This window comes from Pseudomonas onubensis, from assembly GCF_965653655.1.
In the GTDB taxonomy this organism is placed as follows: Bacteria; Pseudomonadota; Gammaproteobacteria; order Pseudomonadales; family Pseudomonadaceae; genus Aquipseudomonas.
This window is the reverse complement of the sequence record NZ_CBFHAZ010000007.1, coordinates 79,319-104,124: the sequence shown is the minus strand read 5'-3', so window position 1 is coordinate 104,124 and position 24,806 is coordinate 79,319. Positions and strand designations below refer to the sequence as shown.

Genomic DNA, 24,806 nt, shown 5'->3' with positions numbered 1-24,806 from the left:
CTCCCACAGGGATCTGCGCTTAGCCAGCTCAGGGCACAAACTCCACTTTCAGCCCGCGGCTAGCGCTGCGGCCCTGATCATCGCTGACCCGCAACCGATACTCGCCCGACTTGCCCGGCCGCCAGTTCAACGTGGTCTGCGGCGGGCCTTGGCCGATCAGCGTCTGGTCGGCAAACCAGTACAGCGTGGTCGCGTCGCTGGCGGCGTTGGCATTGAGCGGGATACTTTCCTGCGGCTGGGACAGGCGCAACTGGTAGCTCACCTGGGTCAGCGGCGAGCGAATCTGCGGCGCTTCGCTTTGGTCGCTGATGCGGTTGGGCTGGCAATTTTTCATCACATTAGGCGGCGTGCGCCGGGGCAGGCCGGCGGCGCGGTACAGGCGCTGCACGTCGCTGGGCCAGAATTCGAAGACTTCTTCGCGGGTGTATTGCGGCTCGAACGGCGGGCATGCGGCCTTGCCGGTGCGTGTGTCGATCAGTACCGGGCGATGCAGGTTGGACACGCGAATCGGCGACACGCCGGGGATGTACCAGGTCTTGCGGGTTTGCGGGCACCAGCGGTTGGGCAGCTCGCCGGAGGCCGCGCACACGTCGATGCGCACCAGCCCGGCGGGCGGCTTGTCGGGCTTGATCACCACGTTGGGCAAGGCCAGCGGCAGGGCGTCGGCGATCCGGAAGAACAACGGCGCGGCGGTTTTGGCGCCGATAAACGTCGGGTTCGGCCGCCCATCAAAATTGCCCACCCACACCACCAGCACATACGGCCCCACCAGGCCCGCGCTCCAGGCATCGTGAAAGCCCCATGAGGTGCCGGTTTTCCAGGCTGTGCGCCAGTGGCGGCCGGGCAGGCCGTCCGGGCGCGGGTTGCGGCGCAGCATGTCGCGCACCATAAACGCTGCTTGAGGCGTGAGCAGTTGCGCGCCGGTGGTTTGCGGCTGTTCCTGCAAATAGCGCAGAGGCCGCAAATGCCCGTCACCTGCCAGCATCACATACAGGCGCGCCAGTTCCTCCGGCGTCATCTCGCCGCCGCCCAAGGCCAGGGCCAGGCCGTAATGGCTTTCCCCACGCAAACCTTTGATACCGGCGCGTTGCAGCAAGCCATACAGCGAGGGCGACTGCACCTGGCTGGCGAGCCATACCGCCGGAATATTGCGACTACGGATCAACGCATCCCGCGCCGTCAGGGGCCCGACAAAACTGCCATCGAAATTTTCCGGCTGGAAGTAGCCGAAGTTACTGGGCAAATCCTTGAGGATGCTCATGGGGTGGATAACCCCCTGATCCAGCGCCAACCCATACAGAAACGGCTTGAGCGTCGACCCCGGCGAGCGCCGCGACAACACGCCGTTGACCTGCCCGTGGATGCCTGTGGATAAGTAATCCGCCGAACCTACCAGCGCCTTGACGCTCTGGTCGCGGCTGTCCACAAGGAGGGCCGTGGCGTTTTCCACACCGGTACTGCGCCGCTCGGCAATAAAGCCTGTGATCAAGCGTTCGAGCAGTTGCTGCAAAGGCAGGTTGAGGGTTGAGTTGAGTTCGTTGCCGGGTTGCGACGCCAGCAGCTGTTCGCTCAAGTGCGGTGCTAGAAACGGTATCTGCTGGCGGTTGCGCGCCTCCAGGGGCAAGTCGAGCAAACTGTCGTTACGCGGGTCCTGTGGATAAGTTTCGCGCCAATCGGCCATCAAGCGCAGCCGCGCATGTTGCAGCGACGGCCCGAAGCGCGCGCGCCGCCCCGGTTGCTGCGGGATCACCGCCAGCGCCAGCGCTTCGGACAACGACAGCTGCGCCGCCGACTTGCCAAAGTAAATCCGGCTGGCCGCTTCGGCGCCTTCGATATTGCCGCCCATGGGCGCCAGGTTCAGGTAAGCCTCAAGGATATCGTGCTTGCTGTAGCGCGCTTCCAGCCACAGCGCCAGGGCCATTTGCTGCAACTTGCCCGGCACTTGGCGGGTGTTGAGGTCCCACAGCCGCCGCGCCAGCTGCATGCTCAAGGTCGAACCGCCCTGGCGCTGGCCGCCGCTGTAGGTAGCCATGGCCGCGCGCAGCAACGCCGGGGGGTTGATGCCCGGGTGCCAATAGAAATTGCGGTCTTCCTTAAGCAGCAACGCCTCGACCAGTGAAGGCGACATGCGTTCCAGCGGCAGCCACAGGCGATATTGCCCGTCCTGCGCCAAGGTCATGCGCAGCAGCGAGCCGTCGTCGGCCAACACCACGCGGGACGAGGTGACGGCCTGTTCGAGTGGGGCGTGGGGCCACCATCGCAGCCCCGCCAGCGTGCCTGCAAAGAGTACCGCCGCTGCAAGCAGCGGCGTCAGGCGTTTAAGGCTTGGTAATTTCAAGCTGGCCTACTTTGCCGCGCCCTTGCAGGGTGGTTTCGTACATGCCTTCGGCATAGGCCGGTGGCGTATTGAACGTCCCTGCGTTGGTGGCGCGCACGCGGTACACGAAAGTGCCTACATCGCGCAGCGCGGTGCCATACAACACCACCCGATCATCGCGCACGTCCACGTAGTCCGGCTGCCAGTTGCTCAGCTCGGTCTCGCCGATCGGCGCCTGCCAGGCATCACCTTCATCACCGTCTGCGGTTTCCACGTACTCGGAATCGTCGCCCTCACTTTCACTTTCTTCGTTGCTGGCGGCCGCTTCCGGCTCCGGCGGCAAGTTATACACAGGCTCGACACCGCCTGGCAGCAAGTCGACCACGGCCACTTGCTGCACTTGGTCACGGTCGGTGGCGCGCAGGCGCAGGCGCACCAGGAACTCGTCGCCCACCGCGACTTTGCTCACTGGCTCGCCTTTGAGGTCGAGGTATTCGTGGATGATCTCCAGGCCATTGTTGATTGGCTTGAGCTTGGCGCCCTTGTCGAAACCGGCTTCGCTGAGCATGTAGAAGGCGGCCGGTCCGTCGGTTTTTTCCATCACCAGCTTCTGCGTTTTACCCGGCACGGCGGCGCGCGGCGGCTGGCCGGCCATCTCCAGCAATTGCTGTTGCTTGTCGCCGAGCCAGGCGGTGGCCTTTAGGGTCATGTCGCTCTGGGCGCGCTGGCCATAATTGTCCAGGGCGCGCAGCAGCAGGGCGGCCGACAGCGAGTTGTAACGCTGTTCGTTCAGGCGCTTGCCGAGTTTATCCAGCAGCGCCGTCGGTACATCGTCAAGCAACTCGGGGAAGTGACGCGCCAGCAGGTGCAAGTGCTCGGCATCGTGTACCAGCGGGTCGTAATACAGGCCATCGCTCTCCCACTTATCCACCAGCGAACGCCACGGGATTTTGCGGAACAAGGTATCGGCCTGACGATCCTGCTTGAGCAGCTTGTAACTGGCCGCCAGGTAAGCGGCGCCCAAGTCGTTCTGCCAGGTGTCTTTGAAGTAGCTCTCATAACGCTCGCGGATATCGCTCAAGGCGCCGCTCACCAGAATTCCCTGACGGCTCAAGAGGTAACTGGCGTAGGCACGGTTGCGCAATTCCGACAGACCTTCGCTTGGGCCATTGGCCAAGTCGGTCAGGTAGGCGTTGGAGCGCGCCAGCAGGTCTTCCGGCACCGGCAGCCCGCGTTCCTTGGCTTCGATCAGGAAGTCGGTGGCGTACAGGCTGGCATACGGCGCCACATCCGGGTTGGCGGCCCACAAACCAAAGCCACCGGCCGAGTTCTGGCGCTGGCGCAGCATGCGCACTGCGCCGCTGAAGGCTTGTTCGGCTTCTGGTGCGGTACCGCCCCAGATCAACGCCGGCATGGCCTTGGACACCAATTGCTCGGTGCAGGCGTAGCCGTAGTCATCCAGGTAATGCTTGAGGCCGTTGGCCCATACCAGTGGCGAGGCGGCCACACCCAGTTGCACATCGCGCAATTGGCTGAACAGCTCACGCGTCGGTTTCAGCTCTTTGCTGGCGCTGTCGAACCGGCCCAGGCTCAAGGCCACGCGATGCTCGCTCAGTGGGCGGATCGACGTGGTTTCTGCGACCTGGATACGTTTGCCGTTCGGCAGTACCGCGACAAAACGCAGGTCCGCGGAGCCGAGGGTTTCACCGACCTTGATCTTGAACTCGGCAGTGCCTTCCTTGCGCGGTTGCAGCGACAGGGTACTGCCTTTGTCGCCCTGCACGTTTAGCCCGTCGCTGGTCTGCACTTCAAACTTCACGTCCGCTGCCGCGTCGAGGTTACTGAACACCCCGGCGCTCACATTGAACACGTCCCCCGGCGCCACAAAGGCCGGCACGTTCGGTGTGATCACAATCGGCCCGCGCACTTCGGTATTGGCCTCGCTGACGCCCACGCTGTCACTGTCCACTGCCACCGCAAACAGGTGCAGCTTGCCGTTGAAGCTGTCCGGCACCTGGTAATGCAGCACGGTTTCACCGGCCGGCAGGTCAACCAACCCGGACCACCAGGCCACGGGCGGCTGGTGTTTACGCTTGAACGGGTTGAGGTGGTTGGCCAGCGCGCCTTCGGTGTCACCACCGGGCGCTGCCCCACTGAGCAGGCGGCTGAATTCCGGCAGGATCAGGTCAAGGATCTGACTGGTGCCAACCTCCAATGCGCGTTTCTGGAAGAAGAAGCCCAACGGGTCGGGTGTCTGGTAACGCGCCACTTGCAGGATGCCTTCGTCCACCGCGTAAACCACCGCGCGGCCTGGGCGGTCGGCGGTGACCTTGATATCCAGGGTCTGCCCCGGCTCGATTTTCTCCGGGCCTTCAACCTTGAGCGCCATGCGCCGCGCATCCAGGTTGATGCTGAACGGCACCACGCCGTAAGACAGCGGGCTCATATAAACCTCAGGCGAACCCATGTCGCGCACAAACTGCACGTTGACGTAGGCATTGCCCTCAAGCCCCGCAGGCACGCGGATATGTTGCACGCTGTTGGTGCTGTCGGCCTTGAACCACTGCTGGGTGTAAACCTTGTCACGTTCGATGGTGATCAAGCCGGCACCGGTGTACGGCGCGCGGATGCTGATCGCAATCTCATCGCCGGTGGCATAGCTGCGTTTATCCAGGCGCAGTTGCAGTTCGGCGTTGCGCTCCAGCGAGCGCGAGGTGTTGCCGTGCCCGGCCACGCTGTAGTCGATCTGGTTGAGCAGGCGGCCATTGGCGTCTTTGACTTGCAGGGTGAAATCACCCGGCGTGCCGGTGTTGAGCGTCTGCTTGGCGCCGTCCTTGGTCATCGTCAGCGGTGAGGCCGGTTGGCTGATGTTCTTGATGCGCGACTCGTATTTGTAAGTGCCGTTGGACTGTTTCACCAGCACCGATACATAGCGGTGCTCGACCACTTCGCTGGTCAGGCCATCCACTGCCATCGGCGTGAGGTCCGGCGCGACGGCGAGCCATTGCACCTGGCGCGGGGCGTCCTTGGCGACGTACGACAGCGAATCCTGACTTTTCACACCGACCAGATAAGGCGCGGACGACACCAGCAGCGCACTTTGCGCGGCCACGTTGCGGCCACCTTCGGCCTCGAACACCTGGGTCATCACTTGCAGGCGATAGGTGCTGCTGGCGAAGCGTTGCAGGTTGAGGTCGAGCACGGCCTGGCCGTTGTCGTCGACGGTGGTTTCAGCCAGGTCTTCGGTGCTGGCTTCTTCCAGGGAGTCGTTGAGGCGGAAGCGGTAGTCCGGGTAACGGTCAAAGGCCGCGAGCGTCGGGCTCAGGGACATCTTCGCCGTGACACGCCGGCCGGCTGCCGGGGCGCCGAACAGGTGCATGGCGGTGACTTTGGCCACCACTTGGTCCGGCGGGATCCAGCCCAATACCGGCGTGTCGTGCAGGCTCAGGCTGACCTTCATGCGGTCCGGCTCAAAGTCGCGGACCTTGAAGCTGACGCTGCCCAGGTCGGTGCGGGTGTTTTTCTGGCCAATCAGCTGCAAGGTCGCGGTGTACTCCCCGGCGGGCGCGACTTCACTGCTGGGGAAATCAAAGGTTTCAAAGCCGCTGGTGGACAGCTTCAGCGGCTGGCGAATCACTTCCAGGCCACGCGGGTCGGTGATTTGCAGTTCAACCGGCAGGCCTTGCAAGGCACCTTTCCAGTCGCCGCTGCGCACGATCATGCCCAGGTGCGCGGTCTCGCCCGGGCGGTACAGGCCACGGTCGGTGAACATGTACGCGCTGAGGCGATTAATCGCGCCGTCTTCTTCCAAACCACCTACATCGAAGCGTGAAAAGTCCAACTGCTGGGACTGACGGGCAATCGGCAGGAACGACTGGTCGTTGCCGCGCGTGACCACATACATCAGCGGCGTTTTCTCACGGCGCAGTTCATCCAGCTTGGCGAAATGCGCGTGGCCTTCAGCGTCGGTGCGGCCGCTGGCGACCGGTAGACCGTTGCGACCCATGATGTCCACTTGTGCATCAGCCACCGGCGAACCGTTGCCGATGGACTGCACATACACATCGTGGCTGCCGTCGCTGGAGCGTTTGGCGATGATGCCCAGGTCGGTAACCACGATAAAACGCAGGTCGCTGGTGCTGTTGCGCTCGTACTCGAACGTGCGCTCGGCCGGGTCATCCTGCGGGCTCAGCTTGAGCACGAAAATACCGCGACGGCCGCCATTGGCGGTGAGGTAGTGGCTCAGGTCCACGTTGTCGTAGACGGTTTTCGCCGGGTCATTGGACGACAACGCAATATCCAGCGACTGACGCTCAACCATGCGGTCAAAGTATTCATTGCCGAAATTCGGCCGGGCGAAGCTGCCGCTGCTTTGGTCGACCAAATGCTGCAACTGGTTGGGCAGCAGGCGGGCGATTTCCACATGGGCGCCGGGCACGCCACGGGCCATGAAGCCCAGGCGTTTTTCGCCGTTGAGGCTCAGCAGAGCGCCGTCGGACAAGAACTGCAGAGTGCGCGGATATGCCGGCATGCTGATCAGCGAGGCGGTAGGGTTTTTCGCCAGATAACCGCCAATGGCTTCCAGGTTGGCAGGCACGCGCACGTACAACGCGCGGCCGGCCGGGGCTTTGAACTTGAAGGCATGCAGGGTGTTCAGCGGCTCGACGCTGGGCACGTGGGTCAAGCTGACCTTGGTGCTGCGCGCCAGCATTGCGTCGTCGATATCGTTGCTGGTGTAAGGGCGCGTGTCGTCTTCGGCCTTGGCCGGCAGCAGCCAGGCCTGGACCTTGCCGGCGATGGTGTCATCGGCCACGGCGCTGGAGCTGCTGAACATCAATACCGGCTCCGGTTCGCCGCGCTCGTTGTCGACAAAACTGACTTCGGCAGCGGTAAACGTCAGGCGATAACGGCCGGGCACGGTGACTTCCGCCACCAATGGCGCGGTGCTGGCATTGCCGCCGTCACGGGCCTTGATGCCTTCATCGAGCTTGGCGCTGACCGGCGTGCTTTCCAGTGGCGTGGCCAGGGCGGCGGAGCGCACGTAGGCGTTGAGCTTGAGGTCGTCAAAGGTGACTTCCGGGCGGTTGGGCAACTGAGCGTCGCGGTAGGCCAGGCCTTTGCCGAGGGTCACCGAGACGCGCTTGCGCAGGTTGTCTTCATCCACCGGGTGGGAAAAGTGGAAGGTCGCCACCAGCTGTTTCAGCGTCGGGTTGGACGGGTCCTGGTACAGCTCGTTTTGCGCCAGGGTGGCGCGGAACGGTTGGGTCGAGAACTGGCTGCTGTATTGGCTCAGCAGCACGCCGTCAGCCAGCAGCTGTTTCTTGGCCAGGTCGAGCGTGTAATGGGCGTCCACAGGCCAGTCTTTTTCCGGCACGAACAATAAGGTGCGGTCGTCGGACCAGCGCCAGGCACCGGCTACAGCGGGTTTAAGGGTAATGCCTTCAGTGACCGGCTTGCCAATGGCCGCCAGCGGAGCCACGGACTCGGCAAAACGCACCTGCAAGTTATCCACAACCGCAGGCTGCTGGGTGTAATCGGTCAGGTTCGGCTTATGCAGCGAATAACCCACGGTATGGGGCTGCGGCAAATTTGAATACCAGTGCCAGCCGTAGAAACCAGCAGCGGCCAGCAGCACCAGCCCCAAGACCCCGGCACCCGCCTGGCGCGGATGGGCGCGGGCTTTACTGCCCAGGTTCCCCACGCCACGGCCCGTGGCTCGCAGCCAGGCTGGCGGCTGCCATTGGCCAAAGACGGCACTCACCACAGTCAATAAAGCGCCGATAATCCGGCGGCTGATCGCTTTCAACGAATCGAACATGGTGAGCATCCCTGGCAAAGTGCGGCCTATCTTACACGCGTCTTTGATACAAAAGATGACGTGAAGTGGTCAGCGTGCTCAGGCGTGTTGCACAAAGGTGAGGCGTACCGCAAAACCGATTAAAAGACTGCCAAACAGCCACTGCTGCATGCGCTGCGCGTGGCGATTGTGCGCCAGCCAACGGCCGATACGTGCCCCGGCCAGGGCGTAGCAACTGTCGAACACGAAACCCACGCCCACCAGAGTCACGCCAAGCCATACAAACTGCGCCGCCACCGGGCCGGCTTGCGGGTTGATGAACTGCGGCAATAGCACTGAGCAGAACAGCAGCGCCTTGGGGTTGAGCAAGTTGGTGAGCAGTCCGCGTTGCAGCGCCACACGCCAGGCATGCCCCGAAGGTGCGCCTTGGCTCGCTTCGAGCGAGGGCAACATATTGGCGCGCAGGCACTGCACACCCAACCACAACAAATAGGCGGCCCCGCCCAGACGCACCACATCAAAGGTCCAGGGAGCGACTTTGAACAAGGTCGCCAGGCCCATACCCGCCAACGCGACATGGCATGCCCGGGCGAGCCCCAAGCCGATTGCCGTGGTCAGCGCCAAGGCTTTGCCCTGACGTGCGCCGGTTTGCAGCAGCAGAATCATGTCCGGTCCCGGCAACAGATACGCCACCGACAGCGCCGCTAGAAATAACCAGAGTTCTGACATTCTCACCCCCGAAAATTGTTTGCCAATTCTAGGGCGCGAAGGCGGGGCAGGTGCTTGCGTTATCAGCCAGGTAATCGGCAATCTTGGCACTATCTGCCACTAAAAATTACCTCGGCCATTCACTTATGCCAAATCTCAAGCTTGATGCTTTTGACCGCAAGATCCTTGAAGCCCTGCAACGCGATGGGCGCCTGAGCAATGTGCAATTAGCTGATGAGATCGGCCTGTCCGCCTCGCCCTGTTTGCGCCGTGTTCGGCTATTGGAAGAGGCGGGCGTGATTCGCGGCTATCAAGCCACCCTCGACCGCGATGAAGTGGGGCTGGGTATGATGGTGTTTGTCGGCGTGAAAGTGGAACGCCATAACGACACTGAGGCCAATGCCTTTCGTGAAGCGGTGCTGGCATTGCCTGAGGTTATCTCGGCGTTCCTGGTGTCGGGGGAGTCGGACTTTCTGTTGCAGGTGGTGGTGACGGATTTGCGCGGGTATGAGCGGTTTGTGACCGGTAGCCTGTTGAAGCTGCCGGGGGTGAGGGATATTCGCAGCAACTTCGCGATCCAGACCGTGAAAACCCCAGGGGCGCTGCCGCTGGGGCATTTGCCGGTCTGAGTGAGGACCTGAAACCACCACAAGGCACATGTGGGAGCGGGCTTGCTCGCGAAAGCGGTTTTCCAGTCAATATTTCGGCTGACTGATCCACCGCCTTCGCGAGCAAGCCCGCTCCCACATTTTGATCTTCACTTGGCTTAGTACGGTGGGTCAGGTCCACCAGTAGCGCACAAGGTGGAAGAAAATCGGCGCGGCGAAACATACCGAATCCAGGCGGTCCAGCATCCCGCCGTGGCCTTCGATCATGTGCCCCCAATCCTTCACGCCCCGGTCGCGCTTGATCGCCGACATCACGATGCCGCCGGCAAAGCCCAGCAGGTTGATCAGCAGCGCGATCAGGAATGACTGCCACGGGTTGAACGGCGTTGTCCACCACAGCGCCGCGCCGATCAGGGACGACAGCAGAATCCCGCCGACAAAGCCTTCCACGGTTTTGGACGGTGACAGGTTGGGCGCGATCTTGTGTTTGCCGAACAGCTTGCCGCACACGTACTGCAGTACGTCCGACAGTTGCACCACGATCACCAGGTAAGCGATCAGCAACAGGTTGCGGCCTTCGTAGCCGGGAATGTCGAGCGTCAGCAGGGCGGGCACGAACGACACGCAGAACACCGCGATCATCAGGCCCCATTGCACCTTCGACGCTCGCTCCAGAAAGTGCGTGCTGTCGCCACCCAGCGAAGCAAGGATCGGCAGCAGCAGGAACACGTACACCGGGATAAAGATCGAGAACAGCCCGTACCAGTCCGCATAAATCAGCAGGTATTGCAGCGGCAACGCCAGGTAGAACGCGGCTACAAGGGCCGGGTAGTCACTGCGCCGTGTAGGGGTGAGGGTGAGAAATTCGCGCAGGGCGTAGAACGACACCGCATAGAACAGCAGGATCACCGCGCCAGTGCCGAGCCAGAAGGCGATGCCGATCACCACCACCATTACCCACCACGCATTGATGCGGGCGTTGAGGTTGTCGACCACCGCATTCGGTGTGCCACGGGTGCGCAGTTTGAGGATCAGGCCGATCAGCGAGGCGAGCACCAGGATCGCGCCGATCCCGCCGAACAACATCAGGGTTTGGCTATCCATGTCAGACATGCTCCGGGGCGAGGGCAAGCAGGGCGTCGCGAGTGCGAGCAAGGAAGGCGGACTTGTCTTCACCGTCTTCCAATTGCAGCGGCACGCCGAAGCTGGTGGTGCACAGCAAAGGCAGCGGCAGCACGCGCCCTTTGGGCATGACCCGGTTGAGGTTGGCGATCCACACCGGAATCAACTCGGCCTGTGGGTAACTTTTTGCCAGGTGATACAGGCCACTTTTGAACGGCAGCAAACCGTCCTCCAGGTTGCGCGTACCTTCGGGAAAGATGATCAAGGAATCGCCGCCTTCCAGCGCGGCCAGCATCGGCTGCAAGGGGTTATCCACCGGGTCTTTGCGCTCGCGGTCGATCAACACGCCATTGAACACGCGGTTGATGATGTAGCGGCGCAGTGCGCTTTGATTCCAGTAATCACTGCCGGCCACCGGCCGCGTGAATTTGCGCAGGTTCTGCGGCAACGATGCCCACAGCAGTACGAAATCACCGTGACTGCTGTGGTTGGCGAAGTAGATGCGTTGCACCGGCACCGGCGCGCACCCCAGCCACAGGCTACGGGCGCCGGTGACGGTGCGGGCCATCGAGGTAATCAGGGTGGCGACCACGGGTTCGAACATGGGGATTCCTTATCCGGCGAAAGGTAGCCAAGGGCTGGCGAGGATGACGGCCAGGGTCAGCAGCGCTTGCGCACCCAGCAACCAGGCTTGTTTGCGCAGCAGTTTGAGCGCGCCGCGACGGCGTTCGGTCCAGGGTCGGCCCGCGCGTTTGGGCGATTGCAGGCCGAGGTTCTGCAAGGCTTGGTCGAGATCGGCCGTGCGCTCGGTGTCGCAGGCCAGCAGGGCGAACAGGTCGGCGTCGAAGGCCACACGCAAGGCCCAGTACTTTTGCAGCAGGCCGAGAATAATCATCCACAGGCTGAGCAGCAGGCACAGGGTCGAAACGCTGACCAACAGCAATTGAGCAAGGCCGAATAACACGCCGGCCACGGTCAGGCCTGTGGATAACTGATCCAGCGAGCGGCCACGGCGCAGCAGGCTGGCAACCACCTGGAGTTCCATATCAGCGGGCATGGGGCAAACCCTCCAACGCTTTACGGTGAGCAGGATGCAGGACCACTTCGGCCCGTGCTGTACGAATAATAGCCACTGCCTCGTCGACCGTGGCAGCGCGCCCGCTGTGCAGCAGCCACGCGGCGACGGCGGTGGCGCTGCGCGAGTAGCCAAGGGCGCAGCACACCAGCAGCGTGCCGCTTGAACGCAGGCGTTCAATGGCCTCAGCGGCTTGCAGGGATTGCGCGGGCGTTGGCGCGATCAGGTCGAGCACGGGCACGCATTCATAGGCGCGGCCCTGTGGATTAATCGGCAATTCGGCGCACAGATCGACGATGGCCTTGAAGGAACCTTGCTCGCCGGTGGCAGGAATGCGGCCGAGCCAGACGTTATCCACAATTTGGTCAGGCTGTGGATGTTTACGTGTCCACAGCCTGGAATTTATCCACGCGGCCGCCAAGTAGGGTGCATACAGCCAGCGCGCCGCTGGCGTGAGCTGGCCATCAGCTCGTTTTTGGAAGCCCGAGGCGCCCAGCACGAGGTAATTGGCCTTGATCAAGCCTAGGGAGACCGCCGGCCATAGCAGCCACAACCACCCGCCACGCAGCACCCAAGCCAGGATCACCAGCACTACAGCGCCAAGGCCGTAGCGCATGCCCAGCCGCCATCGTTTTGTGTCCCGCGTCAGCCGTGCATTCAACAGCGGGCTTGGATGTTCCACCGGCCACAGCCACACGCATAACCAACCGGCCAGGGCGCCTGTGGGTAAGTCGATAAAGTGATGTTGATAAGTGGTCAGCACCGAAATACCGATCAACGCAAACCAGCCATGCACCATCCAACGCCAAAACCCTTGGGTGTGGCGCTGATACATGACCCACAAAATCACCAGCAGCGCGATATGCAGCGACGGCGCCTGGTTAAAGGGTTTGTCGAACCCGGCCAGCACCGCAAACAGCCAGCCGAATACGCCATCCAGCTCCGGCCGTTCAAAGGTGAAACGCAGCGGCCAGATCAAAAAGCAGCTCACGGCAATGACTTGCGCACTGAGCAGGCGCAAGGCGTGTTGTTTCAGCTCATGACGTGTATTGGGCAGCAGCAGTGAAAACCCGTAGAGCAGGTCGATGGACCAATAGGGCACGATGGTCCATGCCCAGAACGGCATATCGGTTTCCCAGCCGAACACCAGCGTACCCACGTCGCTGCGCTGGCTGGTGATCCAGGTGGCGAAGCCATAAGTGCTGAAAAACAGCGGCGCCAACAGCAGTAGCCACAGGACTGCGGGTTTCAATAAGCCGGGTTCGCGCATGCTCAGATCTTCTGCGCCAGGGACACGGTGAAAATGCCCCACTCATCCACACGCTGGGTGATTTTGCGAAAGCCCGCCGCCTCGACCAATTGATCCATCTCTGCCTGGCTGCGACGGCGCATTACCCAGGCCTGGCCCTGGCGATGGCTGGTCAACGCGCGGGCGATCAATTCCAGTTGCGGGTGCCATGGCTGGCCGGTGTAGACCAGATACCCGCCGGGCTCCACCGCTTCGGCCAGACCGGCCAGCGAACCGCCGACCATGCCGTTATCGGCAAACAGCTCATACAGGCCGGACACCACTGCCAGGGTCGGCTTGGGCGCCAGTGCCGCCAAGTCTGCTCTATCAAACGCATCGCCTTTGACGAACTGCGCGATATCCCCCAGGCCTTTTTCACGAATCAGCGCGCCGCCGTCACGCACGTTGATATCGCTGTAGTCGCGCAGCAGGATCGATTCCGGCAGCGGCGAAACGCCCTGCAAGGCTTCGAGAATGTAGCGCCCGTGGCCGGCGGCGATATCGACGATGCGGACTTCTCGATCCTCTGCGCGCAACTTGGCCATGGCCAGCCGCAGCAGTTCTTCGACGTTCAGCTTGCGCTGGCGAATGCCGCGCCAGCCTATGGAGTTGAGGTAGTTGGTGTCGATCATCCGCCCCAGGCCGCCTTTGCCGGTGGGTTTGTTGCGGTACACGTAGTCCAGGGTGCTGCCGGAGTCGAAGCCGGTGTCGAAACCCAGCTTCACCCCGTCCGACAGGTTCTTGCCCAGCCCCATGCTGGCGCGGGTCATGCGCCAGTACAGGTCGCGCAGGGAGTTGCGCGGCAGCGGCGCGGCGAGGGCTTCGGACTCGGCGCAAGTGGCGCCCATTTTGTCGGCATCCAGCAGGGCGGCGCGGTCCAGCGGGTGTTGGAAGTTCTGCAGGATAAAGCGCCGAGCGCTGCTTACGGCCACGGCGCGGTCGCGCTCGCCAAGGGTGTCGTGGAAAAAACCGGGCAAGATGTGCAGCTCTTTTTTCAGGCTGCCCAGGCGGTCGAAAAATTGCTGCTGGGGTTTGCGGTGCACCACGAAGTCGGAACCGGAGATGAGCAATTGCGTCGGTACCTGGATCGCCTGAGCATCGGCGACCACCCGGTCGGCGGCTTCGTACAAACCGAGCAGCACATTCACCGAAATCGCCTTGGTGATCAGCGGGTCGCTGTCGTAGGACGCGACGCGCTCCGGGTCATGGCTGAGGAACTTGGCCTTGACGTAGCTGTTGACGAAAAAGTTGCCGCGAAACTTGCGCATCAACGCCAGCCCAGGCCGGGCGAAGGGCACGTACAGCTTGACCTTGAACGCCGGGGAGGCGAGCACCAGTGCGCGGATTTTTGGCGCGTAGTCGTGTACCCAAGTGGCCGCAATCACCGCGCCGACGCTTTGGGCGATAACGGCGAAATTTTGTTCTTCTATGCCGTAAGTGGCGCCGATGTGTTCGCAGAAGGTCTGCACGTCGCGGGCGCTGGTGGCGAAGCTTGGGCTGTCACCGCGCGCGCCCGGCGATTGGCCGTGGCCACGGGCGTCCCAGGCAAAGAAATCGAATTGTGGCAGGTCGAGTTCGTCGACCAAATGGGCAATACGGCCCGAATGTTCGTGACCACGATGGAACAGCAGGATCGCCTTGCGCGGCGCGTCGCCCACAGGCGCAGTGGCCGGCCAGTGCCGATAAAAAAGCTCGACGCCATCATGGGTACCGAAGGTGTGCTCTTGCTGTTCGCGCATCGCAAAAATCCTTATGCAATCGGAGAGGTTTCTTGTTGTTCTTTGAGGCCCTGACGCACGCGGTTGACCAAGGTGTAGGTGAGCAGGGCAGCCACCAGCCACATCACCGCATCCACCCAGCCGGCGCCGAGCCAGCCCAGCGCCACGCCAGTGGCGAGCACACCGAGCACGAACGCACGATCACTTTTGCCCATCGGCCCGTCATAGCGGCGTGAGGCACCCACCATTGGCCCCAACACGCCGGCGTATTCGCTGAATACGGCAAGCAACGCCACCAGCAGCACCGGCGCCAGGCTCACGCCGGGAATCAGCGCAAAGGGCAGGATCAACGCGCTGTCGGCGATCACATCGCACAGTTCATTGAGGTAGGCACCCAGACGCGACTGCTGGCCGAATTCGCGCGCGAGCATGCCGTCGATGGCATTGAGGGCCATGCGCAGGATCATCCACAGCGGGATCAGCGCAAACAGCCAGAGGTGTTGGGCAAAGCCGGCGATCAACAGGCCGACCAGCAAAGAAACGACGCCGGCCAGCACGGTGATCTGGTTGGCGGTGGTGCCGTTATCGTAAAGACGCTGCACAAGAGGGCGCAGCAGGTTCTGAAAACGCGGTTTGAGCTGGTAGATCGAAATCATGACGCTTCCTTGTCCATGGGCCCGCGAAAAACTGTTTGGAGTGTGCCGATTAATCCGTGCCTGCACCAGTGATGGCTCGTGTTTCTGGGGGTTTAATCACTTTCCAGAGAGCACCACAGCATAAATGTGGGAGCTGGCTTGCCTGCGATGGCGGTGTATCAGGCCAACCATCAATAACTGGCAGACCGCTATCGCGGGCAAGCCCGCTCCCACAAGGGATTTGCGCTGTTTTCGGACAAAAATTTCACGCTGCGTGTTATATCGTAACCAATTGTATGTAAGTGGACGTGAAGTAGATGCAAGTGGATCTGGCAGCTGACGGCGCTTCGGTTGAAGGCCTTCCGCGTTTTCAACAAGGGTTGTTCCATGCCCGCCGATTGCGCCAAGCGGGCATCAGCCTTACGGCTCTGGCCGTGGCCGGTTGGGTGCTGGCGCTGTTTGTCGCGCTGTTTGCGCCGCTGTCGATCTGGCCGGTGGTGTTGATCAACTGCGCCTCGGCCTTGCTGGTGCTGGTGGCCGGCTTGCAATCGGCGTGGTGGGTGGCGGATTGGCGCGCCCAGGCGCTGGAAACACCCACGGCGGAGTTGATCGAAGCCTCCGGCGAAGAAGTTGGCGCGTTCGCACGGGCGATCAATCGGTTTGGCAGCGGCGTGCTGGCACAGATCGGCGCGCCGGTGCTGTGGCTGTGCGGCTGGTCGTTGCTGGCGCTGATCAGCATCATCGAATTCTGGAACCTGGCCTTGCCCGCCGCCGCGCTGGGGCAATCGGCGAGTATCGGCGCGGCGCTGGCCCTGGCGTTGGCCTTTGGCTTGCTGGTGTTCGAGCGCCGGTTGGCCCAGGAAACCGCCGCGCAATGGCCGGAGGCTTCGCAGTTGGCGCAGTTGAGCCGCGTGGCGATTACCAGCCTGGTGCTCAGCGCGATCTGCCTGCTGTTTGCCGGCGCCGAATCCGTCTGGCCGTTGCGCCTGGCCGTGTTGACGGGGCTGTTGCCCGCGCTGGTGGCGCTGGAGTTTCTGCTAAGAGGCGTGCTGTCACTGTTCAGCCCGCGCCAGCCGCGCCTTGAACCACGCTTGATGGCGCAGAGCTTTATCGCGGACCTGCTGCGTTGGCCACCCCAACCCTTGCTGGCGTTGCAGCACGAATTGCACAACCGCTTTGGCATCGATCTGCGTCAGATCTGGGCGTTTACCTACATGCGCCGGGCTTTTTTGCCAGTGCTGTTGGTGGTGCTGGCGGTAGGCTGGGCGCTGACCGGCGTGCACGAAGTGCCCCTGCAAGGCCGTGGGATTTATGAACGCTTCGGCAAACCCGTGCAGGTGTTCGGGCCTGGCTTGCATGCTGGGTTGCCTTGGCCATTGGGCCGCGTGCTGAGCGTGGAAAACGGCGTGGTGCATGAACTGGCGACCAGCGTCAGCGAGGCCGCCGCACCGGAGTTGGCATCTGCCGAAGGCCCGGCGCCCTTGATCGCCAACCGCTTGTGGGACGCCAGCCATGTGAATGACAAATCTCAAGTGATCGCCAGCAGCAGCGGCGACAAGCAGAGCTTCCAGATCGTCAATATGGATGTGCGTTTCGTCTACCGTATTGACCTGACGGACAAGGCTGCGCTGGCCGCCACCTATAACAGCGCGGATGTACCGACGCTGATTCGCAGCACCGCCAGCCGCATCCTTGTGCATGATTTTGCCTCGCGCACCCTTGACGAATTGCTCGGTGAGCAACGCACCAGCCTCGCCGATGAAGTGGGCCGCGCCGTGCAGGCAGACCTGCAGAAACTCGACAGCGGCGTGGAGATTTTGGCCACGGTAGTGGAAGCGATCCACCCACCGGCAGGCGCCGCCAATGCCTATCACGGCGTGCAGGCGGCACAAATTGGTGCCCAGGCGCTGATCTCCCGTGAGCGCGGCGCTGCCAGCGAGCAAACCAACCAGGCGTTGCTGCAAGCCAGCACTGCCCGCGACAAGGCGCTGGCCTCTGCCCGTGAAGTCAACGCGGGTGCTCAAGCGGCCGACCTGCGTTTTACCGCCGAACAAAAAGCCTACGCCACGGCGGGTCGTGCCTTTGTGCTGGAACAGTACCTGGGCCAACTCAGCCAAGGCCTGGCCAACGCCAAGCTGCTTATTCTGGATCACCGCCTGGGCGCCGATGGCGCGCCGACGATCGATCTGCGTTCTTTTACTTTGCCGGCCGACCCGATGGCGCCGCGTAAAGCCGTTCAATAAGGAGTCTGTCTGTTGAGCGCTCATTCTCACGATCACGGTCATCACCATCATCACGGCCACCATCATCACCACCATGGTGATGAGCAGGCCGCCGGGCCTTTCCCCTGGCGGCGCATGGCCTGGGCGGTATTGCTGGTGCTGTTTGCCGTCGCGGCGGCGAGCCTGGTGCAGGTGCGTTCCGGTGAAGCCACGGTGATTACCCGCTTCGGCAACCCGGCGCGGGTACTGCTGGAGCCGGGCCTGGGCTGGCGCTGGCCGGCGCCGTTCGAAGCGGCGATCCCGGTGGACCTGCGCCTGCGCACCACCTCCAGCGGTTTGCAGGATGTGGGCACCCGCGATGGCCTGCGCATTATCGTGCAGGCCTACGTGGCGTGGCAGGTGCAGGGCGATGCCGACAATGTGCAGCGCTTTATGCGTGCGGTGCAGAACCAGCCGGATGAAGCGGCGCGACAGATCCGTACCTTCGTCGGCTCGGCGCTGGAAACCACGGCAGCCAGCTTCGACCTGTCGAGCTTGATTAACACCGACGCCAGCCAGGTGCGCATTGCTGATTTCGAGGCACAGCTGCGCCAGCAAATTGATCAACAATTGCTCACTACCTATGGCGTGCGCGTGGCGCAAGTGGGGGTCGAGCGCCTGACGTTGCCTTCCGTCACCCTGACCGCCACCGTCGACCGCATGCGCGCCGAGCGCGAAACCATCGCCACTGAACGCACCGCCGTGGGCAAGCGGGAAGCGGCGCAGATTCGCTCTGCTGCCGAGCGGGATGCGCGCATCGTGCAAGCCGATGCCACGGTGAAAGCCGCCGATATCGAAGCCCAGTCGCGGGTTGAGGCGGCGCAGATTTACGGGCGTGCCTACGCCGGCAACCCGCAGTTGTACAACCTGCTGCGCTCGCTCGATACCTTGGGCACGGTGGTCACGCCGGGCACCAAGATCATCCTGCGCACCGATGCTGCGCCGTTCCGTGCATTGGTAGACGGGCCCAAGGACGTTCAGCCATGACCGAGCGTGACGGCCCGGACAGCCCGTGGATCCAGGCCGGGCGCCTGACCTTCCTGGCGCTGTACGCAGTGACGGTGTTGGCGGCGTTGGCCTGGGCGTTTTCGAATGTGCGCCAGATCGACCCGCAAAACCGCGCCGTGGTGTTGCACTTCGGCGCGCTTGACCGCATCCAGAACGCCGGGCTGTTGCTGGCGTGGCCTCAGCCCTTCGAGCAAGTGGTGCTGTTGCCGGCGGCGGACCGTGTGATCGAGCGGCGCGTGGAGAACCTGTTGCGCTCTGAGGCAGCGATCCAGGCCGACCGCGTGGCCAGTTTTGCCACGCCATTGAGCGACGCGCTGGCCGGTTCCGGCTATTTGCTGACGGGCGATGCCGGCGTGGTGCAGCTGGATGTGCGGGTGTTCTATAAGGTCACGGAACCTTACGCCTTTGTGTTGCAGGGCGAGCATGTGCTGCCCGCCCTGGATCGGCTGGTGACGCGCAGCGCGGTGGCCCTGACCGCCGCGCGCGACCTGGACACGATTCTGGTGGCGCGCCCTGAACTGATCGGCACCGACAATGGCGCCGCCGAACGCCGTGAACGGCTGCGCGGTGATCTGGTGCAAGGCATTAATAAACGCCTGGCGCAGCTGGCCTCGACGGGCTTGGGCTTGGGCATCGAAGTTACCCGCGTAGATGTGCAATCGAGCCTTCCGGGCCCGGCAGTCAATGCATTCAACGCCGTGCTGACGGCCAGCCAGCAGGCCGACAAAGCCGTGGCCAATGCGCGCACCGAAGCGGAAAAGCTCACCCAGACCGCCAACCAGGAAGCCGATCGGCTGGTGCAAGTTGCCCACGCCCAGGCCAGTGAACGCTTGGCCAACGCCCAGGCGCAAACCGCGACCGTCGCCAGCCTGGCTCAAGTCAAAGACCCTGGCTTATTGCTGCGTCTTTATCGCGAGCGCTTGCCGAAGATTCTAGGCCAGGCAGGTTCCGTGACCACCGTCGACCCTAAAGACGACTCCCGCTTGATCATTCAGGGAGCCGAGCAATGAGCGCACCCATGTTGACCTCCGCCGAGCAGCGCAGCGCTGCCCGGCAATTAACCCTGGCCATGCTGGCCTTGGGACTGCTGGTGCTGGGCCTGGTCTGGCGCTGGCTGGCGCCGGATCAGACCGGTGTCAGCCAATTACTGCTTGGCGTTGCGTCCTTGCTGGTGGCCGTGCCGGTGATGCGATCGGCCTGGTACAGCCTGCGTTACCCCAGCCTGCATGGCATCACCGACCAATTGATCGCCCTGGCGATGCTGGGTGCCTGGGCCACCGGTGATCTGCTGACCGCCGCGTTGTTGCCGATCATCATGATCTTTGGTCACGTGCTGGAAGAGCGCAGCGTGATCGGCTCCCAGGAAGCGATTCACGCCTTGGGCAAACTGACCCGCAGCCATGCGCGGTTGGTGCAGGCCGATGGCAGCATTATTGAAGTGGATAACGGCACGTTGAACACTGGCGATATCGTCGAAGTGCGCGCCGGTGACCGTGTGCCTGCCGACGGCGTGGTGCTGTCGGGCCAGGCGAGCCTGGACACGGCGCCCATTACGGGTGAGTCGGTGCCGCTGGAAGCCAGTGTCGGTGTGCAGGTGTTTGGCGGGGCGATCAACCTGGATGGGTTGTTGCGCTTGCAAGTGACGCGCACCGGCAATGAGTCGACCTTGGGCAAGGTCATTGCGCTGATGCAGAACGCCGAGCGCTCCAAGCCGCCGATCACGCGGCTGCTGGAGCGTTATGCCGGCAGCTATATGGTGCTGGTATTGCTGCTGGCGGCGGTGACCTGGTTTGTCACCAATGACGCCCAGGCAATGTTGGCGGTGTTGGTGGCGGCATGCCCGTGTGCTTTGGTGCTGTCGGCGCCAGCCACGGCGATTGCCGGGATTGCGGTGGCGGCGCGCCATGGGATTTTGATTCGCAGCTCGGCGTTTCTGGAGGAGTTGGCGGACCTGACCTCGTTGGTGGTCGACAAGACCGGCACGCTGACCTTCGGCACCCTGCGTTTGCAGTCCATCGAAACCACCGCGCCGGATCGGCAGGTGTTGCTGAACCTTGCCGCCAGCCTCGGTTCGGCCAGCAGCCACCCGGTCAGCCGTGCACTGGCGGGTTTGGCCACGCAGGAGCAAATGTTGGTACTGACGGACATCCGCGAACGTCAGGGCCTCGGCGTTGTGGCCCAAACCGAACAGGGCGAGGCGGCGCTGGGGCGGCCGGAGTTGTTCGAGCAGTTGGGTATTGTCACGACGACAGTCCCGAACCATGACGGCCCGATTGCCGGGCTGGCGTTGAACGGGCAGTTTCTGGCCTGGCTGTTGCTGGCGGACAGCGTGAAGCCGGAAGCACGCCAAGCGCTGCAAGAGTTGCGCGAGCTTGGCCTGGGTCGCCAATTGCTGCTGACCGGCGACCGCCAAAGCGTGGCCGACAGCCTGGCGCTCGACGTAGGCATCAGCGATGTCGAAGCGCAGGCTTTGCCGGAGGACAAGCTCAACCGCGTGCTGGGGGAAATTGGCAGCGGTTTCCGGCCGATGGTCGTCGGTGATGGCATTAACGATTCCCTGGCGCTCAAGGCAGGTGTGGTCGGTGTGGCCATGGGCGCGGGCGGTGCGGACATCGCCCTGGCATCGGCGGACGTGGTGCTGATCGGCAGCGATCTGCGTCGCCTTGGCACCTGTGTGCGCTTGAGCCGCCAGTGCCGACAGACGTTGCAGGTCAACGTGATCATTGGCCTGGGCTGGACGCTGGCCATCGTGGTGTTCGCCGCGTTTGGCTGGTTGGGCGCTGCCGGGGCCATGATCGCGGCGGTGTTGCACAATCTCAGCACCCTGTTGGTATTGGGGAATGCCGGGCGTTTGTTGCGCTTCCAGGAGCCGCTTTTGAAGCTGGATGAATAATTTTCAGAAATATTTGCACACAGCTGTAACGCCGGTGATGGACCTCACTCTAGTGGTATGTCGAGACTGAACAATCCGTTCAGACCGATTCCACTACCGATCATGAGGAATACAAAAATGAACTTCAAATCCGCTGCTGCTGGTGCCGCCCTCGCAATGGCCGCTGCTACCATGTTTGCTGGTGTTGTCACTCAGGCTCAAGCCGCTGACACCGCTGTGCACTGCTACGGCATCAATGCTTGCAAAGGCCAGAACGATTGCAAAACCAAAGACCACGCTTGCAAAGGTCAAGGTTCTTGCAAAGGCCAGGGCTTCCTCGCCAAGCCTTCTGCTGATGCCTGCATGAAGGCTGGCGGCAAAGTCGGCGAATAACCGGCAACTCAGTGCTCCCGCAGCGGATGCCCCCCACCGCTGCGGACACTTTGCCCAGGAGTGTGTGATGTCCGCTTCCCTTACAAGTCTGGGTTACGGCCTGGGTTTACGCAGTGAGTACTACCAGCAGATCCTTGAACAGTCGCCGGCCGTGGATTGGTTCGAAGTGATCTCCGAGAATTATCTGGTCCAGGGCGGTAAAGCCTTGTACTACCTGGACGCGATAGCCGAGCGTTATCCCCTGGTGATGCACGGTGTGTCCCTGTCCATCGGTGGGCCGCATGCCCTCGATAGCGATTACCTGAAACAAATCAAACAACTTGCCGAGCGCATTCAGCCTGCGTGGATCTCCGATCACCTGTGCTGGAGCCGTGGCAGTGCCCATCAGTTGCACGACTTGCTGCCGCTGCCTTACACCGAAGAAAGCCTTTACCACGTGGCAGGCCGCGTGCGCCAAGTGCAGGATGTGTTGCAACGCCCACTGGTGCTGGAAAACGTCTCCAGCTATGTGCGCTCCAAGGCCGATGAGTTCACCGAGTGGGAATTCCTCAATGCCCTGGCCCATCTCACCGGGTGCCAACTGTTGCTGGACGTGAACAACGTGTATGTCAGCTCGCGCAATCATGGGTTTGATGCCTGGACGTTTATCCGCAGTTTGCCGCCTGAAAGTATTCGCCAGCTGCATCTGGCCGGGCACATGGACTACGGCGATTATGTGGTCGATACCCATGACCATCCGGTGTGCGATCCGGTATGGGCGCTTTATCAACAGACGCTTGAGCATCTGGGGCCGGTCTCGACCTTGCTGGAACGCGATGACCATTTCCCGCCGTTCGAAGAGCTGCTCACCGAATTGAGCAAGGCCCGTGAATTGGGTGCGACTGCGTTGGCCAGGAGATCGTTATGCGCCTGACCGATTGGCAGTTGGCTTTTGAACAACACCTGTTATCTGAAAACTCAGCCGCCAACAGTGGTTTCGCCGCGACCTTGCTCGGCGGGCCAACCCTGGATGTGGACACGGGCCTGGCGATTTATCACAACGCCTACCTGTCGCGCTTGCAGGAAGTGCTGCGCCATGACTTCGGTGCCATTTGGTATTGGCTCGGCGATGATGAGTTCGCATCACTGACAGAAGCCTATTTGCGCCGCTATCCGTCCGCCCATTACAGCCTGCGTTGGCTGGGTGAGCGGTTCCCGGCGTTTATCGTCGAGCACTTGGTGGCTGAGCAGAGCGCGCCGCTGGCAGAGTTGGCGCGTTTGGAGTGGGCGTTTACCCTGGCGTTTGATGCGCTGCAGGGCGAACCGCTGAGCCTGGACGCCATGGCGCAGTTGGCGCCCGAAGAATGGCCGGCATTGCAGGTGAGCCTGGCGCCGTCGGTGCAGCAGATGCTGTGTCACTTCAACACCGTGGCGATTTGGCGGGCGAGCAAGGATGAGTCGCAGTTTCCCGACAGCCACGCGTTGGAGCTGGCGCAGATTTGCCTGGTATGGCGCCACCAGAATGTGTGCCATTACCGCAGCCTGGAGCCAGCTGAAGCCTGTGCCTTGGCGGGTATGGTGACCACCGGCTGGAATTTTTCAGAACTGTGCGAAGCGCTGGTAGTCACTTATGCAGAGGGTGCGCCACTGCAAGCGGTGACATGGCTGAAACAGTGGATCCAGGATGGTTTGCTCGAGCGTCGAGCCCCATAGAAGAAGGCTATTAAATCGATAGCCTCCTACTTTGTCTTCGGATGGTCTACCCTCACTCCAGACGTCTGAAACAAGGGGGGACTACTCATGCTCGCGCAACTTCCACCGGCCTTACAGAATCTTCAGCTACCGCTGCGTCTTCGACTCTGGGACGGCCATGAATTCAACTTGGGCCCCGAGCCCAGTGTGACCATCGTGGTGAAGGACCCCACGGTCGTGTCCAAGCTGACCCATCCAACGCTCGATGCTTTGGGCGAAGCCTTCGTCGAGGGCAAGTTGGAGCTGGAAGGCTCCATCGCCGAGGTCATCCGGGTATGTGACGAGTTGAGTCACGCCCTGATCGAAGACGACGAGGGGAGTCGTCCGGTGCGCTCGATCCACGACAAGGCCACTGACGCAGCGGCCATTTCCTACCATTACGACCTGTCCAACGAGTTCTACCAGCTATGGCTGGACCAGGACATGGCGTATTCCTGCGGCTATTTTGAAACCGGCAGCGAATCCATCGACCAGGCCCAACAAGATAAATTTCGCCATCTGTGCCGCAAATTGCGGCTGCAGCCGGGTGAGTATTTGCTCGATGTAGGCTGTGGCTGGGGCGGGCTGGCGCGGTTTGCCGCGCGCGAGTTTGGGGTCAAAGTGTTTGGCATTACCCTGAGCAAGGAACAGCTGGCGCTGGCTCGGGAGCGGGTTAAAGCTGAAGGCCTGGAAGATCAGGTAGACCTGCAACTGCTCGACTATCGCGACCTGCCGCAAGATGGCCGTTTCGACAAAGTGGTGAGCGTGGGCATGTTCGAACACGTCGGCCACGCCAACCTGGCGGAGTATTGCAAGACGCTGTTTGGCGCGGTGCGCGAGGGCGGCTTGGTGATGAACCACGGCATTACCGCCAAGCACACCGATGGCCGACCTGTGGGCCGTGGCGCCGGGGAGTTTATCGAGCGTTATGTATTCCCCAACGGCGAGCTGCCGCACCTGGCGATGATGACCGCCGAAATCAGTGAAGTCGGGCTGGAAGTGGTCGACGTCGAAAGCCTGCGCCTGCACTACGCGCGCACCCTGGACCACTGGAGCGAGCGCCTGGAAGACAACCTCGAAGCGGCGGCGAAGATGGTGCCGGAGCAGGCGTTGCGGATCTGGCGACTGTACCTGGCTGGTTGCGCGTATGCGTTTGCGCGGGGCTGGATCAATTTGCACCAGATATTGGCGGTGAAACCCCATGCCGACGGCAGCCATGAATTGCCGTGGACGCGGGAAGATATCTACCGCTGAAACTCGGTTATAAAAGTGCTGAAGATCTAAATGTGGGAGC

At 62.2% G+C, this 24,806-nt stretch carries 18 protein-coding genes; 9 read left to right on the top strand and 9 right to left on the bottom strand.

The annotated features are described in order from the left end of the window. Positions 1-28 precede the first annotated feature (28 nt). The 3 genes from pbpC to ACTD9P_RS04340 all read right to left on the bottom strand — a co-directional run bounded on the left by pbpC (position 29) and on the right by ACTD9P_RS04340 (position 8,843). Entirely contained in the window at positions 29-2,338 is a 2,310-nt protein-coding gene (pbpC, locus tag ACTD9P_RS04350; RefSeq protein ID WP_438866829.1) for a penicillin-binding protein 1C, read from the bottom strand. Next, positions 2,319-8,135, bottom strand: a complete 5,817-nt coding sequence (locus tag ACTD9P_RS04345) for an MG2 domain-containing protein (RefSeq protein ID WP_438866828.1) — start codon at positions 8,133-8,135, stop codon at positions 2,319-2,321. Before ACTD9P_RS04345 ends, pbpC begins: the two co-directional genes overlap by 20 nt. 78 nt (positions 8,136-8,213) lie before the next feature. Continuing rightward, positions 8,214-8,843, bottom strand: coding sequence for a LysE family translocator (locus tag ACTD9P_RS04340; protein ID WP_438866827.1), 630 nt, complete (start codon positions 8,841-8,843; stop codon positions 8,214-8,216). Positions 8,844-8,968: 125 nt separating this feature from the next. On the opposite strand from ACTD9P_RS04340, the gene ACTD9P_RS04335 reads away from it, so the two are divergent. Then, entirely contained in the window at positions 8,969-9,451 is a 483-nt protein-coding gene (locus tag ACTD9P_RS04335; RefSeq protein WP_438866826.1) for an Lrp/AsnC family transcriptional regulator, read from the top strand. Between the two features lie 150 nt (positions 9,452-9,601). Here the strand turns inward: ACTD9P_RS04335 and ACTD9P_RS04330 are convergent, their stop codons facing one another. From ACTD9P_RS04330 to ACTD9P_RS04305, 6 genes are read right to left on the bottom strand one after another with little or no spacing between them, the layout of a single operon-like run. Then, the gene (locus tag ACTD9P_RS04330; RefSeq protein ID WP_017135107.1) at positions 9,602-10,534 is read right to left on the bottom strand and encodes a phosphatidate cytidylyltransferase; all 933 of its coding nucleotides are present in this window, start codon (positions 10,532-10,534) and stop codon (positions 9,602-9,604) included. Between the two features lies 1 nt (position 10,535). Next, the gene (locus tag ACTD9P_RS04325) at positions 10,536-11,156 is read right to left on the bottom strand and encodes a lysophospholipid acyltransferase family protein (RefSeq protein ID WP_438866825.1); all 621 of its coding nucleotides are present in this window, start codon (positions 11,154-11,156) and stop codon (positions 10,536-10,538) included. A gap of 9 nt (positions 11,157-11,165) precedes the next feature. Further along, entirely contained in the window at positions 11,166-11,609 is a 444-nt protein-coding gene (locus ACTD9P_RS04320) for a hypothetical protein (RefSeq protein WP_438866824.1), read from the bottom strand. Next, positions 11,599-12,897, bottom strand: coding sequence for a phosphatase PAP2/dual specificity phosphatase family protein (locus ACTD9P_RS04315; protein ID WP_438866823.1), 1,299 nt, complete (start codon positions 12,895-12,897; stop codon positions 11,599-11,601). The genes ACTD9P_RS04320 and ACTD9P_RS04315 overlap by 11 nt, the downstream gene beginning before the upstream one ends. Before the next feature lie 2 nt (positions 12,898-12,899). Next, positions 12,900-14,654: a bifunctional alpha/beta hydrolase/class I SAM-dependent methyltransferase gene (locus ACTD9P_RS04310; protein WP_438866822.1), complete on the bottom strand. Its 1,755-nt coding sequence runs from the start codon at positions 14,652-14,654 to the stop codon at positions 12,900-12,902. An 11-nt stretch (positions 14,655-14,665) separates the two neighbouring features. After that, a complete protein-coding gene (locus tag ACTD9P_RS04305; RefSeq protein WP_438866821.1) occupies positions 14,666-15,289 on the bottom strand; it encodes a CDP-alcohol phosphatidyltransferase family protein in 624 nt (207 codons plus the stop codon). A gap of 296 nt (positions 15,290-15,585) precedes the next feature. On the opposite strand from ACTD9P_RS04305, the gene hflK (ACTD9P_RS04300) reads away from it, so the two are divergent. The 8 genes from hflK (ACTD9P_RS04300) to cfaB all read left to right on the top strand — a co-directional run bounded on the left by hflK (ACTD9P_RS04300) (position 15,586) and on the right by cfaB (position 24,766). Continuing rightward, positions 15,586-17,511, top strand: coding sequence for a protease modulator HflK (hflK, locus tag ACTD9P_RS04300; protein ID WP_438866820.1), 1,926 nt, complete (start codon positions 15,586-15,588; stop codon positions 17,509-17,511). Positions 17,512-17,520: 9 nt separating this feature from the next. Then, positions 17,521-18,516: a protease modulator HflC gene (hflC, locus tag ACTD9P_RS04295; RefSeq protein WP_170037021.1), complete on the top strand. Its 996-nt coding sequence runs from the start codon at positions 17,521-17,523 to the stop codon at positions 18,514-18,516. Further along, the gene (gene hflK / locus ACTD9P_RS04290; protein ID WP_138450390.1) at positions 18,513-19,547 is read left to right on the top strand and encodes a protease modulator HflK; all 1,035 of its coding nucleotides are present in this window, start codon (positions 18,513-18,515) and stop codon (positions 19,545-19,547) included. Before hflC ends, hflK (ACTD9P_RS04290) begins: the two co-directional genes overlap by 4 nt. Continuing rightward, positions 19,544-21,430: a cation-translocating P-type ATPase gene (locus ACTD9P_RS04285; RefSeq protein ID WP_438866819.1), complete on the top strand. Its 1,887-nt coding sequence runs from the start codon at positions 19,544-19,546 to the stop codon at positions 21,428-21,430. The genes hflK (ACTD9P_RS04290) and ACTD9P_RS04285 overlap by 4 nt, the downstream gene beginning before the upstream one ends. A 117-nt stretch (positions 21,431-21,547) precedes the next feature. Beyond that, positions 21,548-21,802 (top strand): BufA2 family periplasmic bufferin-type metallophore, encoded by a 255-nt coding sequence (gene bufA2 / locus ACTD9P_RS04280; RefSeq protein WP_200431096.1) that lies wholly within the window; start codon positions 21,548-21,550, stop codon positions 21,800-21,802. Between the two features lie 67 nt (positions 21,803-21,869). Next, complete coding sequence (gene bufB, locus ACTD9P_RS04275) at positions 21,870-22,715, top strand: MNIO family bufferin maturase (protein WP_058421073.1); 846 nt, start codon at positions 21,870-21,872, stop codon at positions 22,713-22,715. Further along, positions 22,706-23,494 carry an HvfC/BufC family peptide modification chaperone gene (locus tag ACTD9P_RS04270; RefSeq protein ID WP_438866818.1) on the top strand — a complete coding sequence of 263 codons (789 nt, stop codon included), beginning with the start codon at positions 22,706-22,708 and terminating at the stop codon, positions 23,492-23,494. Before bufB ends, ACTD9P_RS04270 begins: the two co-directional genes overlap by 10 nt. Before the next feature lie 87 nt (positions 23,495-23,581). Then, complete coding sequence (gene cfaB / locus ACTD9P_RS04265; RefSeq protein ID WP_219337486.1) at positions 23,582-24,766, top strand: C17 cyclopropane fatty acid synthase CfaB; 1,185 nt, start codon at positions 23,582-23,584, stop codon at positions 24,764-24,766. Positions 24,767-24,806 lie beyond the last annotated feature (40 nt).

Coding starts and splice junctions, on each gene's coding strand:
- ACTD9P_RS04345 (WP_438866828.1), bottom strand. CDS start 8,135: ATGTTCGATTCGTTGAAAGCGATCAGCCGCCGGATTATCGGCGCTTTA.
- ACTD9P_RS04340 (WP_438866827.1), bottom strand. CDS start 8,843: ATGTCAGAACTCTGGTTATTTCTAGCGGCGCTGTCGGTGGCGTATCTG.
- ACTD9P_RS04335 (WP_438866826.1), top strand. CDS start 8,969: ATGCCAAATCTCAAGCTTGATGCTTTTGACCGCAAGATCCTTGAAGCC.
- ACTD9P_RS04330 (WP_017135107.1), bottom strand. CDS start 10,534: ATGGATAGCCAAACCCTGATGTTGTTCGGCGGGATCGGCGCGATCCTG.
- ACTD9P_RS04325 (WP_438866825.1), bottom strand. CDS start 11,156: ATGTTCGAACCCGTGGTCGCCACCCTGATTACCTCGATGGCCCGCACC.
- ACTD9P_RS04320 (WP_438866824.1), bottom strand. CDS start 11,609: ATGCCCGCTGATATGGAACTCCAGGTGGTTGCCAGCCTGCTGCGCCGT.
- ACTD9P_RS04315 (WP_438866823.1), bottom strand. CDS start 12,897: ATGCGCGAACCCGGCTTATTGAAACCCGCAGTCCTGTGGCTACTGCTG.
- ACTD9P_RS04310 (WP_438866822.1), bottom strand. CDS start 14,654: ATGCGCGAACAGCAAGAGCACACCTTCGGTACCCATGATGGCGTCGAG.
- ACTD9P_RS04305 (WP_438866821.1), bottom strand. CDS start 15,289: ATGATTTCGATCTACCAGCTCAAACCGCGTTTTCAGAACCTGCTGCGC.
- hflK (WP_438866820.1), top strand. CDS start 15,586: ATGCAAGTGGATCTGGCAGCTGACGGCGCTTCGGTTGAAGGCCTTCCG.
- hflK (WP_138450390.1), top strand. CDS start 18,513: ATGACCGAGCGTGACGGCCCGGACAGCCCGTGGATCCAGGCCGGGCGC.
- ACTD9P_RS04285 (WP_438866819.1), top strand. CDS start 19,544: ATGAGCGCACCCATGTTGACCTCCGCCGAGCAGCGCAGCGCTGCCCGG.
- bufA2 (WP_200431096.1), top strand. CDS start 21,548: ATGAACTTCAAATCCGCTGCTGCTGGTGCCGCCCTCGCAATGGCCGCT.
- bufB (WP_058421073.1), top strand. CDS start 21,870: ATGTCCGCTTCCCTTACAAGTCTGGGTTACGGCCTGGGTTTACGCAGT.
- ACTD9P_RS04270 (WP_438866818.1), top strand. CDS start 22,706: ATGCGCCTGACCGATTGGCAGTTGGCTTTTGAACAACACCTGTTATCT.
- cfaB (WP_219337486.1), top strand. CDS start 23,582: ATGCTCGCGCAACTTCCACCGGCCTTACAGAATCTTCAGCTACCGCTG.